The sequence below is a fragment of the Porphyromonas sp. COT-290 OH860 genome (assembly GCF_000768935.1).
Lineage (GTDB): Bacteria > Bacteroidota > Bacteroidia > Bacteroidales > Porphyromonadaceae > Porphyromonas.
In genome coordinates this window covers 88,225-104,648 of record NZ_JRAR01000001.1, presented here as the reverse complement: position 1 = coordinate 104,648, position 16,424 = coordinate 88,225, and the positions used below count along the sequence as shown (strand labels likewise).

Annotated in this window: 9 protein-coding genes and 1 tRNA gene; 2 read left to right on the top strand and 8 right to left on the bottom strand. The window is 50.2% G+C overall.

The features are described from left to right. Positions 1–2: 2 nt before the first annotated feature. The 4 genes from HQ41_RS00425 to HQ41_RS00410 form a co-directional block, all read right to left on the bottom strand. Positions 3–1,175 carry a hypothetical protein gene (locus HQ41_RS00425; protein ID WP_044186389.1) on the bottom strand — a complete coding sequence of 391 codons (1,173 nt, stop codon included), beginning with the start codon at positions 1,173–1,175 and terminating at the stop codon, positions 3–5. Beyond that, positions 1,175–1,798, bottom strand: a complete 624-nt coding sequence (locus HQ41_RS00420; RefSeq protein WP_044186388.1) for a viroplasmin family protein — start codon at positions 1,796–1,798, stop codon at positions 1,175–1,177. Before HQ41_RS00420 ends, HQ41_RS00425 begins: the two co-directional genes overlap by 1 nt. A 5-nt stretch (positions 1,799–1,803) precedes the next feature. Beyond that, positions 1,804–2,937 (bottom strand): metallophosphoesterase, encoded by a 1,134-nt coding sequence (locus HQ41_RS00415; protein WP_044186387.1) that lies wholly within the window; start codon positions 2,935–2,937, stop codon positions 1,804–1,806. A 143-nt stretch (positions 2,938–3,080) separates the two neighbouring features. Continuing rightward, positions 3,081–3,263, bottom strand: a complete 183-nt coding sequence (locus tag HQ41_RS00410) for a (2Fe-2S)-binding protein (RefSeq protein WP_044186386.1) — start codon at positions 3,261–3,263, stop codon at positions 3,081–3,083. Between the two features lie 322 nt (positions 3,264–3,585). Here HQ41_RS00410 and HQ41_RS00405 point away from each other — a divergent pair, with 322 nt between their 5' ends. Beyond that, positions 3,586–4,092, top strand: coding sequence for an RNA polymerase sigma factor (locus HQ41_RS00405; protein WP_044186384.1), 507 nt, complete (start codon positions 3,586–3,588; stop codon positions 4,090–4,092). Between the two features lie 75 nt (positions 4,093–4,167). Here the strand turns inward: HQ41_RS00405 and rmuC are convergent, their stop codons facing one another. Then, complete coding sequence (gene rmuC / locus HQ41_RS00400) at positions 4,168–5,487, bottom strand: DNA recombination protein RmuC (RefSeq protein ID WP_044186383.1); 1,320 nt, start codon at positions 5,485–5,487, stop codon at positions 4,168–4,170. A gap of 780 nt (positions 5,488–6,267) precedes the next feature. Here rmuC and HQ41_RS00395 point away from each other — a divergent pair. Continuing rightward, positions 6,268–6,341: transfer RNA gene (locus HQ41_RS00395), tRNA-Met, on the top strand. A 228-nt stretch (positions 6,342–6,569) separates the two neighbouring features. Here HQ41_RS00395 and HQ41_RS00390 read toward each other — a convergent pair. From HQ41_RS00390 to HQ41_RS00380, 3 genes are all read right to left on the bottom strand, one after another. Continuing rightward, the gene (locus tag HQ41_RS00390; RefSeq protein ID WP_044186382.1) at positions 6,570–10,361 is read right to left on the bottom strand and encodes a LamG-like jellyroll fold domain-containing protein; all 3,792 of its coding nucleotides are present in this window, start codon (positions 10,359–10,361) and stop codon (positions 6,570–6,572) included. A gap of 116 nt (positions 10,362–10,477) precedes the next feature. Beyond that, positions 10,478–14,260 carry a LamG-like jellyroll fold domain-containing protein gene (locus HQ41_RS00385; protein WP_044186381.1) on the bottom strand — a complete coding sequence of 1,261 codons (3,783 nt, stop codon included), beginning with the start codon at positions 14,258–14,260 and terminating at the stop codon, positions 10,478–10,480. 89 nt (positions 14,261–14,349) lie between these two features. Continuing rightward, positions 14,350–16,362, bottom strand: coding sequence for a hypothetical protein (locus tag HQ41_RS00380; RefSeq protein ID WP_044186380.1), 2,013 nt, complete (start codon positions 16,360–16,362; stop codon positions 14,350–14,352). Positions 16,363–16,424 lie beyond the last annotated feature (62 nt).

The window sequence follows — 16,424 nt, the reverse complement described above, 5'->3', positions numbered from 1 at the left end:
GTCTACCTTGTATTAGATCTAGTAATATAGGCATAGAATGCGGACTGCTCGCTTGGGAAAGTGAGCGGGACGAACACATCTCTCTGAGCCAAATGCTCCTGATAGAGCTGACGCATCGTAGGCGGTTTGCCGTAGATGAGCTGATACGTGCCACTACCATTCGGAGCAAGATGATGCTCATAAGCCATGAGTGCAAGCACACCCATCGTGCAGCGCACATTGATCTCGACTGCGGGGTGGAGCTTTTGTCTACCTGCATCGTCGAGATAGACGAACATATCAATCCCGATATATCCCTCGTAGCCTCTTCCTAGTCTTACCATGAGAAAGTCCTGATGCGCATGCACCAGAGCTTCGAGCTCCGCCTCGCCCACAATGGGCGACAACTCCGCCCAAAGCGCTTGCTCGGATTGTAGCTCATTGCCCGTATAGGCGCCTGTAGTGGCCGTCGTCGCAAATTTGGATAGCCCAATATAGCGTGCCTCGCCCTCGGTGTAGTAGTACTCCGCCGCCCAGTCCTGCACAAGACGTAGGCGAGGCTCTACGCTTAGCCCTCCAGCCCGGGCACAAGCGGCCACTAGGCTTGATATTTTCTCATCAGACAGAGGTAAATCATATGCCATCACACCACGCCCAGAGGAGGTATAGGGACGTTTGACAATGACCTCCCTAAGACCTTGACGCAACCTAAAACCCTCCAATAATTCTCGCAACGCTCTCTCTGTTTCGCCCGTAGGCATGATCCATCGTGGCGCCAGCTCCTCAACTCGAGCCCAGTGCTTATCGAGGTACTCAAGTAAATCGGTGGCTGAGCGCCTATGCGACAGAGTGAGATACCCCGAGCTAACCTCTGGGGCGAGTAGACGAATACCTAGCGACGTGGCCTGTCGTCTGACCTGCTCAATGAACCGAGGTTCTAGTGCCCAAGGGGTCAGCAGTAGCGGAGGGAGAACTGATAGATCCTCTAACAATACGCCCTCGTGTGTGGCTATCTGGGCAGAGCCATCGGCACTAGGGAGCCATATATAATCGTCCGTAGAGGCTAATAGCCGCATTAGAGGAGAGAGGTCGAGCATCATACGCCGAATTTCTTTGGGCGGTGTATAGCTCTGCCCTTGAGGAAGACGAAGTGCCTCCTCGTGCCCGGGGTTAAATACGAATAGGCGCCCTGACATTACTTACGGCCAAAATCGGCTGGGATCTCCCCCCAGCGACTAGTATCCCACTTGAGGATCTGTGTCTGATAGGTATTCTCCTTGAGCCACTGCTCGGCACGTGCCACTACCCCAAGGAGATGCTCGGTTTGGGCATCTCGTGGCAGTAGGGTCTTGCAGCGCTTGTTGCGTACCCAAGCGATAGCCGTAACGCTATCGGAGTAGATCGGCATCGAGAGGTTATGCTTCTTGAGTAGAGCGAGGGCATGGACGATAGCCAGAAACTCGCCGATATTATTCGTTCCCTTGGGGAAAGGGCCTACATGAAAGATTTCCCGACGCTCATCGACCAGCACACCTCTGTACTCGAGTACCCCGGGGTTACCCGAGCAAGCTGCATCTACCGCCAGAGCTCGGAATGAGGGAGGCGCACTGCTCAGCGCATCGGCCTCACGCAGATAGTTGTGTCGCACATAGCTCTCGGCACCCTCCTCGTAGGCACGCATCGCTTCGCTCCGAGAGCCGAAACCCTTGTAGCGAGCTCCGGCATAGCCTGCCGTCTGCACCTTGCACTCCTCCCAAGTGTCATAGATGCCCGGCTCGTGTCCTTGCCAGACGACGTACCATTTAGACTTCTTAGCCATAGGCTCTACCAGTATAAGTCATAGATCACCAACTCACTGCGTGTGCCGATGCGGTAGGGGGCGCCTGCTGCACCGATACCACTCGTCACGCAAACCTCGGTCTGCCCGATGCGTTCTGTACCTGAAACAATCCCATATTTAAGCCAAATCAAGAGAGGCATCGGCCAGAGCTGTCCGCCATGGGTATGACCATAGAGCGCTAGATCAATGCTCTCGCCTTTGAGGCTATCTAGCTCCTCGGGGGTATGCTCTAGGAGTATCGTAGGGCGGCTCGTATCGAGCCCTCGGGTAAGCTGCTCGAGCATTGCACGAGAGCGGTTTACATAGTCGTCACGGCCAATGAGGTTTATGAGTCCACCCGCAGGCTGAGCTACAGAGTCTACGAGCAGCGTCCCACCAACCTGCTCCACCCAGCGCATATTGGCGAGCGTGTCTACCCGATACTCATGGTTGCCGAGCACGTAGTAGACCCCATGCGGAGCTTGGTTGAGCCGACGCATCGCCTGCATCACCCGCTCGGTGTAGGCATACTTATGGTCGTGATCGATGTAGTCGCCTCCGATGAGCACTAGGTCTGGCTTCTCGGCTAGGGTACGATCGACAGCCTGCTCAACATAACCCGGAGTAATCCCCTCACCGATATGTAGATCCGTCAGCAGAGCCAAGCGTAGGCGATGCTCTGCGGGAATGCTAGGATTGGCCAGTCGGTCGATCACTAAGCGGTGGTATCTGGTGGCTGGGTCTGCCACATTGAGATAGCCCGAGTACATCGTACCCAAGAAGATCACACCAGAGAGCAGCCAAACCAAGCGCTCCGCCCAAAGCTTGATCCTAGAGCCTAGTCGAGCATACCAGCCTAGGTAGCGCTCGTCTAGTAGCCTTAGCCCATTGATCAACAAGGCGAAAACAGAAGCATAGCCAAGCGAGAAAAAAATGAAGAGACCCATGCTCATGTAGAAGCTCATGAGCGAATGCTCTATATAGCGATGAATGAGCACGCCCAGTAGAGCCAATAGAAACTCTACGAGCAGGGTCATTCTAAGACGTCTGTACCAAGTATGGCTGAGCGCCTTGCGGCCACGCCACAGCAAATAGGGATATAGGACAAGGCGATAGATGATCGAATATATATACACCATAGAACAAAGTTTTGTTACTCAGACATTATGGACAAAGATACGACACTTTGACCTAACGCATAGACAGAAAACGAGCTACCCACCTAGGATAAGCCTAGAGGATAGCTCGTTCTTTTGCTGTATGCCCAATCTGGGCAATATGCTTAGCCCTTAATCTCGGCGATGATCTCCTCGATGTCGTCCTGACAGCTACCGCATACGCTACCAGCCTCAGTAGCTTCGGATACTTCGTCGAAGGTAGATAGACCCTTCTCGCGAACGGCTTCTTCGATCTGACCACGAGTGATGCCAAGGCAATGGCAAATTATTTCATCTGCTTGTCCCATAATTTTTGATGTTTCGTTTAAGTGAATAATTCAAACTATTCTAAATCGGGAGCAAAGTTAATCAAGCTGAGGCAATCTACAAATACCACCAAGGCCCAATCCATTTTGAGCTCGGCACTTAGCCTATTTGGGACGTCCTAGAGGCCCACAAAGCAGCCCAAATACCTATAAATGACCAGCAATTATCATTGTCTATGGAGTAACATACAACATCTATCGAACAAATCGGCTATTTTGTTTACCTTTGTTAAAGAGATGTGAGGGAAAACCTTACTTGACAAGAAGCAATTATTCACGATCCAAAATAGGTGTAAGAATAGATATGACATCGGCACAATTCCAAAAGAACCTGCTCGGTATGCAAGACTATATGAAGAGTTTTGCTCGCTCTCTCACCGCTGACGAAGCGGACGCAGAGGACTTGATGCAGGATACAACCCTCAAGGTGCTCAAAAACCAGCATAAGTTCGTAGACAATGTCAATTTCAAAGGCTGGGTGCTGACCATTATGCGCAACATATTCATCAACAACTACCACAAACTCGTGCGCTCGCAGAGCGTCATCGACTACAATGTTGATGCCTACAATGTGCCTCTACTGAGCGAGGGCGGAGAGAATACACCCGAGGGCTCTATGGATATCAAGGAGATTACGAAGGCTATTGCGGCACTGAGCCCAGTACTCAAGGAGCCATTCTCCATGTTCCTCTCTGGCTACAAGTACAACGAGATTGCAGAGGTTCTAAACATTCCTCTAGGAACGGTCAAGAGCCGCATCTTCCTAGCCAGACAAGAGCTACAAAAGGCGCTCAAGGATCTACGCCACTAGGTGACACCACCTACGAGATAGGGTGCTACCAAGCGACAGCCGCTGGTAGCACCCTATTCTTTTGCCCATACTTCCCTACTCCTCGCTCTCGTCTGGCTCGAGCTCTGCTGGTAGTGACTTCTTGCCCCTGACGCCCATCTTGCTTAGCTTCTGTAGGCGCCCCACGAGGTTGCCTCTACCATCGGTAAGCTGATTGCGCGCCTTGCTCAGCGAGGCCGAGGCTGCTTGCATCTTCTTCTCCGCCTCGAGTAGCGTCTCGGTATAGGAAACGAATTTGTCGTATAGCTTGCCTGCCTCTTGGACGATGTTCTCCACATTGCTAATCTGTCGATCTCGCTGCCACATATCCTGTGCCATGCGCAGGGCTGCGATTAGGTTGGTGCCATTGATCAAGACAATGCGCTTGCGGTAGGCATCCATCCAGAGTTGTGGATTGAGCTGCATCGCCAAGTTGTAGGCAGGCTCATTGGGTATGAAGAGCAGGACGAAGTCTGGTGCTCCCTCGATCAAGTCGCTATATGACTTCCTCGAGAGCTCGTCGATATGCCTACGAACACTCTCTAGGTGTCTGAGGGCTGCTGCCTCACGCTCTAGATCGTCTTCGGCTGTTACATATACAGTATAGGCCGTGAGGCTAACCTTACTATCAATGACCATAAACCCACCATTGGGGTACTTGACTACCACGTCCGGGCGCAAACGGTTGCCCTCCTCGTCACGCACTTCCTGCTGGGTGAAGTACTCCTCCCCAGAGCGCAGACCGCTCATCTCTAGGATATTGTCCAGTATCATCTCGCCCCAATCCCCTTGTACCTTGGCATCGCCCCTCAGAGCCTTGGTCAGCTGATTGGCCTCTTGGCTAACCTGCTGGCTGCGCTCCATAAGCTCCTTGATCACACGCTCTAGCGAGAAGCGCTCACGTGCCTCCTCTGTATAGGTCTTCTGTACCTGCTCACCGAAGCGCTTGAGGTCCTCTCGTAGAGGCTTGAGTGCCTCCTCGTTGCGCTGGTCGAGTGCCGAGCTTCGCTCTTGGAGGATATCCGAGGCGAGCTGACGAAACTGCCCCTTGAGCTCCTCGCCCAAGACCTGCTTCTGTGCCTGTGCCTCTCCTAGCTGATGCTCTGCCAGCTCGAGGCGTGTACGCAGCTCGGCAGCGGTTGTATTGAGTGCTATCTCCTCTCGGCGAGCATGTGCCAGCAGCTCCTCCGTGCTGCGCAGATCTCCCTCTAGGGCTTGCAGCCTCTGCTCGGCATGGGCAAGGTCACGCTGCCCTTGCTCGGCAATTAGTTTACTTTGGTCGAGCTCGCTCTGCACACGAGCACGCCGACGCTCCAAGGCGAATATCGCCAGTACAGCACCGCCAAGCAGTGCCACTAGTAGTATCTGTATAATCATAAATTCAATTGGCTCTCATGCTGGGGACAACCTCATATCTTGCCACAGCCCCCTAAGTTATGAAGGTCTGTGGTAATGAGCAAGCAAAAGGACAATTTACGGGCTCAGATCTAGATCTCCGCCGTCTTTGCTTAATCTAGACGATCTCATGAAGGATTTACAGAAATAAACAAATAGCATGGTTGAGTTTATATTCTTGACCCCTCTCTCGGCATCGTACTCGAAACCATCGACCAACAAGGGGTAGATTACCCACACCCCGTATTTGCCCCCTAGCAGACTCTAGATTGAGCGCTCCCCTCTTGCCGTACCTAGCCTCAGACAGACGGAAATAGCGCCGTTAAACAGGAGATCAACAAACAAATGAAAACCAAATACATACATCAAACAAAAGGGCAATTCGATAAACCTTGGGCAGACTTTGAGGCTTTTCTTCCCTCCAATCTTGGGCAAACGGTGGACACATCTCCGAGGATTAGCCCTAGGATCCGAATAACTCTTCCCATCAATTTTCTTCAGCAGCTCCACTACTCTTTATAAACTAGCCAGCCATTCCACCAATTTTAAGCACAATCCATTTACAGACCTTAACAAAAAAGCAACTAAACGAGCAGGTATGGACCTCAAAACCTCCAAGCCTCACACAATACATGAGGCTACGATGGTCGGCTTAGTTGGTGTCTAGACAACAAAATCGAGTGCAAGGCACACGAAGACTTGTTAGTTTCAGAAAAAGTATTACCTTTGCATCGATTTCGGGAGTACCTCAGGTACTCAGATGGCGAGATAGCTCAGCTGGTTAGAGCGTCGGATTCATAATCCGAAGGTCGGGGGTTCAAGTCCCCCTCTCGCTACAAAAAGGGGCTGTGTCAAAATTCATTTTTGGCGCAGCCCCTTTTGAGATATCTCAGAATATCGCAAGCAACACAGCAGTTTGTGCACTATGACACACCGCCTTTTTAGTCCCGCCAGCATACATAGCCGCTCTTAATACTCTTTAGACCCTAGCATATGCTAGAAGGGCTGCGCCAAAATCAAATCTTGGCACAGCCCCTCTTGGATTATTCTAGGCTTAGCTCAGCCTACTTCTTCTGCAACTTGAGCGTCGTAACCACACGCCCAGCCTGAGAAATCTTGAGTAGATAGATACCAGCAGGTGCATCTACATGTAGCGTATGCAGCATAGCAGTATCCACATGCGCCTCGCTACGAGAGATCTGACGACCAGCCAGATCATATAGAGCTATATCGTAGCGACCAGCCTCGGCAAAGCGAATGCGCACATCTTCGACAAAAGGATTGGGATATACCGTTAGGTCAATCATCTCTGTCTGCTCAACTGCTACATTCTTCTTGACTACATTGACCACATTGAAGGTCTTAGTATCCTCACCCCACGCATTCTGCAGGGTAAGCGTTACAGGATAGGCACCCTCTCTAGACCAAGAAACCAGTGCTGTACCGCCAGCCTCGGAGCTCTTGATGTCGGCTAGTTTGCCCTTAGGAGCGCTCCAAACGGCCTTAGTCGTGACGTTGTAGCTATTGCCGGGTAGTAGACCAGTGCCGGGGCCAAAGAGCGGATTAGGCTCCTTAGTCCAAACCACATTACCCTCTCCCTTCCAAGTAAGCGAACGTACTTCAGCCTTGACGTTGTTGCCCACACGGCTAATGAAGTAGCCATCTTGTGGCTCCTGTTCAAAGTCGAAGTAAGCCTTGAGTCCCTTGATGCTCTCGGGATTATCGCTGTGCTTCATCGCTTCCTTGACCTCTGCCTCTGTGATCACACGATCGTAGACACGCACCTCATCAATCAGGCCGTCAAGCGCAGAGGCAAACTTCACATAGCGGCTGATGTTGAGGTCATAGTTGGAGCCATATACGGACGAACGCTTATCGGAAGGCTTAGTTTCATCAAGGAGTACACCATTGATGTAGATCTTAGCCGCTAGGTCGTAGCTAAGAGATACGGTGATGTGGTACCAGCCTCCAGCCTCCATCTTGTAAGGCTTAGTATCGACGAACTTCTCGCGAGCGTCATTGCTGTCGTAGCCTGTAAACATATTGGTCCAGCTGAAGCCTTGGTAGGATGGTCTAGACTTATGGTTGTTCGTATGGCCTCCACCGTAATTTACCCAAAAGTAGCTCCACTCACTCATTGGCCATGGAGCATGAGGCTCTGCAATCTCAACCAAACGGACGCCATCTTCTCCGGGGGCATAGACCGTCTTGTGTGGACGTAGCCAGAAGGAAACTGTCATACCACCCTCTGCATTCGTAGCACGAGAGTTACCAAGACGAATGCCTAGCGTCTCGTAGATTCTCTTGATCGAGAAGCTCTTGTCTTGGATGCGCAAAGCTCGCGACACAGCACCATCGCTCTTCTTGGCGGTGTAGGCCATAGTCACGGCTTCATCGGGGCGTACTTCGATAGCTGTATTCTTGCCGTTAGCAGTGAGACTATTAATACGTGGAGTAGTACCTGCGGCCTCGGGCACTACAGATATATAGGCTGGGAGAACCTCCGTCTGTCCATTCTGTAGTGTATACTCCACATCGCATAGTCCTACTGCACTTGCAGAGAACTCCACAGATTTACTATTGCTTACCTGCTTGATGACCTTGCCGTCCTGCTTGACTGTCCAAGACTTAGCTGAGGGGTGAGTGGGGTCATCGAAGCTGATACGCACAGGCTCACCGATATTAACAGTCGTTCTGTCGGCACTTACCGTACCTACAACCTTGGCCTCGGAGAGGTCTACATAGTCAGTCCATGTGATTGGGCTCTCGGTCTTGCCGTCTAGAGAAACAGCCGAAACGCCATAGCGCACACGGCGCTTACCCTCGATGTTGAGCTTAGCGCCCACGACATAAGCAGCCCAAGAAGTGGTAGCCGTACAGAAAGCCTCGGACTCCCCTTCTTGCTGAGCATAGATCTTGTAGAACCAAGTATTGACCTCGTCATTGTAGATAATAGTCTTGTCTGCCTTAGGCTCGGCCATTTTGTAGACGAGCTTGAAGTCGTGCCCCTTATAGTTATTGTCCAGCACCTTGTGCAGCACGATCTGGGGAGCCTTAGGAGTTTTGTAGCTATCACGAGTAAGCGAAATCTCCCCAAGGCGCACGGCGAAGTCGGCAGAAGTATCTGTAAACTTCAACCCGATGAGTGCAAGCGTTGCATCAGACATATTTAGATCTGTAAAGCCCGAGCCAACCTCAACCGTTTTCTCAATCCACTCTCCATACTGGGGCTTCTCTTCGCTATCTAGGATCGTAGCCGAGTATTCGTCGGCCTTGCCTTGAGCTGCGTTGGCCCATGCAATAGAGCCAGTACCTCTGAGCACCTTATAGCGCACTGTTAGCTTATCGCCAGCCTTGAGCTCATACTTGGTCTTGAAGAGCTGGAGATACTGCTCCTTGCCAGAGCCTCCAGAGATCTCTAGACAAGAACCACCAAACCAAGCATCTGCCCAAGTGAAGCGGGCTTTCATACTCTCTTGAGGGATAGTAGCCTCGGTGCGCCCCATGAACTGGGTGGAGAACCACCAGCGCCATGTAGGCATGAAGTCCTGCATACCGATATTGTACCACTCACCAGCAAAGGCTTGCTCGCCCTTGAGGTTGAAGTAGCGTCCGTTACCGAGGTTGAAGTACGTTACAAATGGTTCTTGCCCTAGATTGCCGTGCAGAGTACTGCGGGCAGAGATTAGCTTAGAGATGCCGAAAAAGCTAGATGCAGCTTGAGAGCCAGAGGGGATAGTACGACCATAGTCGAAGTGGCTAATAGGGTTGTGCTTGCCACCAGTGAAGAAGTATTCGCTAGCCAGCTGATACTCCTCCTGCTGGCTTAGGGGGTTTGAGCCACCGCCTCCACGGTTCTCAAAGAGCATATTGGATCTGTGTGCCCCCCAAACCCCGATAGAGATCGGGTGGCGTGACAGCAGTTCCCAGCGTACGCCGCTACCAGCCTGCATATTGATACCAGCATAGACATCGTATGAGCTACGTCCTAGCCCCTCTGCTGTAGCCTTACTGGTATTGAGGTGGGTATCGTACCAGTTATAGTTGAGGAAGTAATGGTTCGACACCACACCACCATCTTTGTGAAACCAACCAGTGTCCTCGCTAGCCAAGTCGTCCCAGTTGCTTGAGAAGTTACCCGAACTTGCAGTGAGGGAGTACCAGTCGTTGGAGTAATTGAAGAAGCCTTGCTCGGCGGCTTTCTTACCCACATTGGCCAAAAATGAAGACATCTCCATAGCTAGCCTCCAGTCCATACGAAACTCGGAGTTGTAGCCGGCTCCATCGAGGCCGTAGTACTTAAGGTACTGCAGATATTTATCTACTCCACCTTTTACAACTGTATGATACTGTAGGCCTGCTCCATTGTTGCTCGTTATGTGGGCACCGAAAGCAGGAGAAGATGTTGCGGTAATAGATACACCGTTTTTGTGTGCTACGTCGGCGAATGCTCCCGGCATACGTAGATAGGGAGCGGTCCAGTTGCCCCAGTGGTCGATATAGCTCCATGTAGAGAATACCTCGGAGTTGAAGAAATACGAGGGAACGGCATTCCATCCACCTACGCCGCAAGGTACCCACCACATGAATTTGCGATCCGTTGATAGGTTACTATTGACCTGCGTGCTACTCTCCACGAAGCGGCGACGAGGGCGCACTCGGCTCGTGAAGAACTCCTCGTCCTCTACACGCTCCTTGGAGAGAGGGCTACCCAAAGACCAATTACGGTAGAGGGTGGCGAAATCTTCGGAGCCCCCCATGTCCTTAACGTACTGGGGATGCGTGGGCGTCTGAGCTTCCACTACCCAGCCACTAGCCAAAGCCATGGATAGACTCAATAAAATTGTCTTTTTCATACTAAATGATTTGTATACGTTCATTAGCAATCATAAAAAAGAGAGTGGGCTAGCACTTCTCGAGAAATGTCTAGCCCACTCTTTGCATTATCTGCTTATACTACTGAGGTTAAACCCTACTTTTTCTGTAGCTTAAGCGTCTGTAGGAGCTTACCTTCTGCTGTCTGTACACGCAGTAGGTAGATTCCAGCAGGTGCGTCTAGGTTTACGGCAACGATGCTACCAGCCTCTGCGTACATAGCCTTACGGCTTACGAGGTTACCAGAGAGATCGTAGATAGCAATCTGGTACTGGCCGGCAGTAGCAAAGCGAACATTCACTGTTTCCACGAATGGGTTGGGGAATGCAGCTAGGCTTACTTCGTCGGTAGTCTCGATGCTACCGGGATCTGTGATGGTAATCACGTCGATCTCACGGCTATCACTACCCCATGAATTAGTTAGCGTAAGCTTACCAGAGAAAACTCCCTTCTTGGCATAAGTAACCTTAGCGCTACCAGCTACATCGTTACCAGTAGCTTCGGTAACGGCACCGCGTGGGAAAGTCCACTTAGCTGTAGTTTCTACCTTGAAGAGCTCACCTGGCAGATATGGAGAGCCTGCCTCGAAAGAAGATGGGATGCTGGATGGAATAGAGCGTCCTTCTGCACCATTGGGGTCAGCTGTGAAGATTGCAGTCCAAGAGTGAGGCTTATCTGTGAGCTTAGAGATCTTAGACGTAAACTTATGGTCAGAATCCATCTCGCTCTCGAAGTCCCAGTAACCTACGATATTGCCTGTGAGCTTAGCCTCATACATTTCCTGAGCTACCTGCTCATCTGTCAGAGCGCTATCATAGAGCTTAACATCATCAATCACGCCATCTACACCTGCGCGACCAGCAGCCGTACCACCGAAATAGACGAACGATTTGTCACTGTAGTCTGTCACATTGAATCCTTCTTCATCAAGGCCTGTCTTTGTAACTCCGTTCTTCGTATAGTCAATCGCTTCTGCTCGCTTACCGTTTACATAGAGACGGAGAGCGGTCAAGTCGCCCTTCTTCTCGAAGACATAAACCAAATGTGTCCAAGCTCCGATTGGGAAGTCTACACGGAATCTCTGCTTGTGCTCTGGAGAGCCATTGGGATAATGTTTGCGACGGCTAATCTCGTAGATCTTCTGCTTGGGCTGGTAGCCAGACCACACTGCACCCCAGTTATTCTGAGGCCACTGGTGGTACTGTACGTCACGCACATTGAGCAACTGAGTATAACCGCTAAACGAATTGAACTTCACCCACATAGCCAAAGACCAAGTTTGACCAGGCTGAGTCAAACCAACCTCCTTAGAGGGGATCGAGTATGGCTTCTCTGACAAGCTAATCCCCCTAGATACAGCTCCATTGGCGCTATTACCCGTATAGGCAAGCTCATTAACCTTGGCCTGCTCACTCTTCACATTCTTAGCATCACTACCATTGAAGGTTAAAGTCTTGATGCTTGGCACGGCTCCCTTACTCAAATCGGACACCTGAATGAAGCCGAAGAGTTCCTTGGTTTCACCCCCAACTGTATATTTGAGTGAGTAAATACCTGCCTTGGGCAACTTATGAGTAAACTTCTTTGAGGCAGGGAAGCTCTGGATAACCTGCTTCTTGTCATCAAGAATTTCCCAAGTGGCATCGGCGTGCGTTGGATCCTCAAACTGGACAGTGAAGTCCTGTTCTGGCTTGATTACAGGCTTGTCGATAACAATCGTTTCACTTATCTCCTGAGTACCAACAGCCTTGTATTCGCTCCAAGCGATTTCCCCCTCGGTAACACCATCTAGGCCAACAGCAGATACCCCGAAGCGAATCTTCTTGGTCTTAGCAACGTCGAATGGAGCAGAGAAATAAAGACCAGCCCACGAAGTCGTTGTTCCAATGAAGTGTTCCTTTTCGCCCTCCTGCTGGCTGTATAGTTTGAAGAAGGCTGTCTTAACATCTTCGTTGTACACGACTTCGTTCTTCTTATGATTGGCGGGCTCAGGCATGTTAAAGATGATTTTACCATCGATACCCTTGTAGGAGTAATTGTAAGCCTTCGTATATTTCTCCGTGATGATAGGAGTAGCAGGCTTCTTAACCTCACCTCTCAGAATAGAGAACTCACCGATGAGAAGCTCCATATCCTTAGCATTCTCAAATTTGAGTGCGACAGCAGCCATAGTCTGATCAACTAGATCGAGGTCTGAGAAACCTGTTCCAACCTCAATCTCAGTGGTAACCCACTCATCAAGATCAACGTCTGATGCCGTAACAACACCTGCAGAAACTTCTGTTTGCTCTTTATCCTTAGCCGAAGCTACAAGAGTAAGGTCAGCAGATCCTGATCTGAACTTATAGCGCAGACGAATCTTGTCACCACTCTTGAGTGCAAACTCAGTTTTGAAGAGGTGGAGATACTCGCTTGCTGCAGTACCCTTAATTTGGAAGCTAGAGCCACCAAACCATGCATCATCCCAAGTAAAGGTCGCAGATAGACCTAAACCTTGAACATCTGTGTCTGCTGAACCAAGATACTTTTTAGAGAACCAGTAGCGCCAAGTAGGGAGATAATCTTGCATCCCCAGATTGTACCACTCTGCATTACGTACTGTTTTACCCTCGATGTTGTAGAAGCGACCATTACCAAGGTTGAAGAATGTGAAGAATGGCATCTGGTCAAGATCCCACTTGAGGGCACTCTTAGCAGTGGCAAAAGCACTAATCCCGTGGAAGTCTTTTAGGAAACCTAAAGAAATACCCAGTTTATCCTGCACACGTAGCTTGATGGCGGGGTTACGACTGCCATTGCCAAAGAAACTTTCGGTACGCCCTAGGTATGTACGTTGCATGATCTCTGGAGCAGACCCCATCTCATTACGGCTCTCGAAGAACATATTGCGGTTGTGAGCTCCCCAAAGACCAATAGATGTGCCTGAGGTCTTAAGTAGATTCCAGCGACGGCCTTCAGCTCCTTGGAGATTCATACCCGCATAAACATCTCTTACATCTCGGCCATTATTCTTTGCGAGAGTTTCATTCGCCGACAGCTGTCCTGCATCCCAGTTGTAGTTACCGAACACGTAGTTCGATACAGGACGATTATTCTTCTGGAACCAATGTAGATTGTAATCTCTCAATCCATCAGCGAACTGCAATCGTCCATTATTATTAACCAACGTATACCAGATAGCAGCATACTGAGGCCACTGTTGTTTGGTAATAGCACGGTCATAAACATCGGCCATGAAGTCTTGAAGGCTATTAGCAAATGCAGGAGTACCATTAAACTCAGAGTTCATTCCCCAGCCACCAATACCGTATTGCTTGAGGAGAGCTAGAAACTTATCAGCTCCTCCTTCGTACATTCCAGAGAGGTCGAGCCCATGCCCTGAGCCAGGATTTATATTATCGCCAAAGGGGATAGATGATAGAACCGATGTACCTACGCCATTCTTATGAGCAGCGTCCATAAAAGCTCCAGGCATGCGCACCAGCGGAGCTGTCCAGTTACCATAATGCGTCAGATAGCTCCATGTGGAAAACACATCACTATCGAAAACAGCTGAGGGCAAAGCATTCGTATTACCATCGTTAGAAGTCCCAATAGGAACCCAGTTCAGGACATTCTTGTCCTTATCCTGAGTAAGGGACTTGTCTACCTGAGTAGCTTGATTGGTAAAACGAGGACGGAACTTAATACGGGAGATAAAGAAGTTCTCGTCCTCCGCTGCCCCAGGATACAGAGGCTTACCCGGAGACCAATCGCGATAGACATTACCAAAACGTTCTCCTTCTCCTGTCCACTTGACATACTTCGTTGGAAGCTGTGCGAGTAGAGAAGTCGAAGAGAGTAGCACTGCCGCCAGGCAGAGACTTGTCTTTGTCTTCATAAAACTAATTATTTGTGAATGAAACTTTAATTATCATTATCAGCTAGAGCCACCAGAGCCTTTATCGAAGCTCTGGTGGCTCTAGGTTTTTACTTACCTCGAGCAAGACCTGTTACAGTTCCTGTGAATTTAATCTTCTTCCCAGCCACATCGAGCGTCAGGTCATTAACGACAATCTTGTACTTAGATCCGTCCTTCTCGATGCTAATACTACCAGACTCGGCCTCCTTAATGAGACCTCCACCAATGCTCCAGCGAACAGAGATCTCGGTACCATTACCCACAGTGTAAACACCTTCTTCAAACTTGTCGGAGCCAGCAACCTTGACTCTGAAGTTGGCAGGGATACTCTGCTGTGCGTCCTTGGCCTTGAGCACTATGTCGTACAGACCACCCGAGTAGCGGATACCACTCTGCTTGGTCTCGTACATCTCATTGCTGAGTGTAGCGCTAGGCTGTACTGGCACGATGGTCATCTCACGCTTATCCATGCGGTCGGACTTACCATACTGAGCCCTTACCTCTACCTTGACAGGCTCATTGCTTGGCAAATCAAGAGCCTTGAGACGTACAACCTCTCCTACTGGGTTCTTGGTTACAAACTCTAGAGGTACATTCTTGTCGATAGACCAGTGCACCTTAGTCCAGTCTGGCTTATCAGCTCCCTCCATTAGGAGCTTAGCTCTCCAGTCTACCTCGTCGCCTACCATCAAGACGTTGGGCGTTGAGTTGTCGATGCTCAGCGACTTAGGAGAGGCAAGCGTAGTGATATTCTTGAGTGTAAAGCTCTTGCCTCGTAGCGTAATGGTCATATCTGTAGTACCCGTAGCTAGAGCTCTGAGAGAGAAGACACCATCGTTGCCCTGTAGCTCCACAATACCGGGTGTAGAGTAAGTAACGTCCTTCTCTAAATCGAGCTCGCCGAGAATCACTGCCGTAGAGCTACGAGGAATCACGAGTAGACGGATAGGCAGGTGCTCACCCACAGAGAAGCCCGTGATCACAGATGGAGCAAACGAAATGCCCTCAAATGGTATCGTCTTGAAGTTGAGTACAGAGAAGATAACCCCGACTGTAGCTTCCTGCAGAGTGCAACTTACCTTGAAGTTGCCCTCAGTAGAACCGCTAGCCACATGAGCCACAAACTTGAACTTACCACTTGGGTCAATAGAGCTATCGGTCTGCTCGATGATACCGCCGCCACCTGATACCTCCCAAACGACATCGCCCTTAATCTGGTCTAGAGCTTCCTGAGTGTTGGGCGTAACATCGGCATAGACCTCTACCTGATGCTTCGTTAGGATATCAATAGCCTCAGACTTCTCAAACGACTTGAAGCTTGGGTCAAGACCGAGCTGTGGCTGAATCTCCTTATTAACTACAGCCGCCTTAAGCGTTGGGCCTAGCTTGACGGATAGGCTCTGCGTTTTGCCTGCTAGCTTGACGTTGAGCGTGTAGACACCTAGAGGAACGGGCTTAGCCTCTACAACGTACCAAGCAGCCCCCTGTGGGAGATCCTTGATGATGTCACTGTCCTTCTCTGGGTCTAGCACCTTTTTGGTTACCTTGAACACATCGTCCTGCGAAGACCACTCAATCTCCTCCTCTGCAATGAGTGCAGCAGGCGTCACCGCCAACAAGAGATCCCTTTTCTCGCCAGCAGGCATATAGAAATACTTCTTGACTGGAGTAATCTCGTTGAGGAAGAAAGTAATGCCACTGGCGTTAGCCTTCTTGGTCACCGTAGCTGTTACCTTGGCATAGCGCCCGTTCTGTAGGCTAGCACGTATCGCTACCTCTTTGCCTTCGCCACCCTTGACGGCAACAATCTTATTTCCCTCTATAACCTTAACAATCTTCTCATCTTCCGAAGACCAACTCACCACAGCATCCTTGATGTCCTCTCCATCGACATTGCGCACAGCACAAGTCATGGCGATGGTATCGAGCTCTGCTCTTAGCTTGGGAGCAGATGGCGTGATGGTTATGTAGTAGTCGTTGCCTACCCCAGCCAAGGTCTGCTTGTCCTTACAGCTAAACAAGGACGAAGCCAGCACAAGACCAGAAAGACCTGCCACCCATTTATTGAGATTTCGTTTCATTTCCTATTGGTTATAATAATGTCATTCATATCAACCCTACCCTATTGCCCAGAAGCATTGGG

Coding starts and splice junctions, on each gene's coding strand:
- HQ41_RS00425 (WP_044186389.1), bottom strand. CDS start 1,175: ATGTCAGGGCGCCTATTCGTATTTAACCCCGGGCACGAGGAGGCACTT.
- HQ41_RS00420 (WP_044186388.1), bottom strand. CDS start 1,798: ATGGCTAAGAAGTCTAAATGGTACGTCGTCTGGCAAGGACACGAGCCG.
- HQ41_RS00415 (WP_044186387.1), bottom strand. CDS start 2,937: ATGGTGTATATATATTCGATCATCTATCGCCTTGTCCTATATCCCTAT.
- HQ41_RS00410 (WP_044186386.1), bottom strand. CDS start 3,263: ATGGGACAAGCAGATGAAATAATTTGCCATTGCCTTGGCATCACTCGT.
- HQ41_RS00405 (WP_044186384.1), top strand. CDS start 3,586: ATGACATCGGCACAATTCCAAAAGAACCTGCTCGGTATGCAAGACTAT.
- rmuC (WP_044186383.1), bottom strand. CDS start 5,487: ATGATTATACAGATACTACTAGTGGCACTGCTTGGCGGTGCTGTACTG.
- HQ41_RS00390 (WP_044186382.1), bottom strand. CDS start 10,361: ATGAAAAAGACAATTTTATTGAGTCTATCCATGGCTTTGGCTAGTGGC.
- HQ41_RS00385 (WP_044186381.1), bottom strand. CDS start 14,260: ATGAAGACAAAGACAAGTCTCTGCCTGGCGGCAGTGCTACTCTCTTCG.
- HQ41_RS00380 (WP_044186380.1), bottom strand. CDS start 16,362: ATGAAACGAAATCTCAATAAATGGGTGGCAGGTCTTTCTGGTCTTGTG.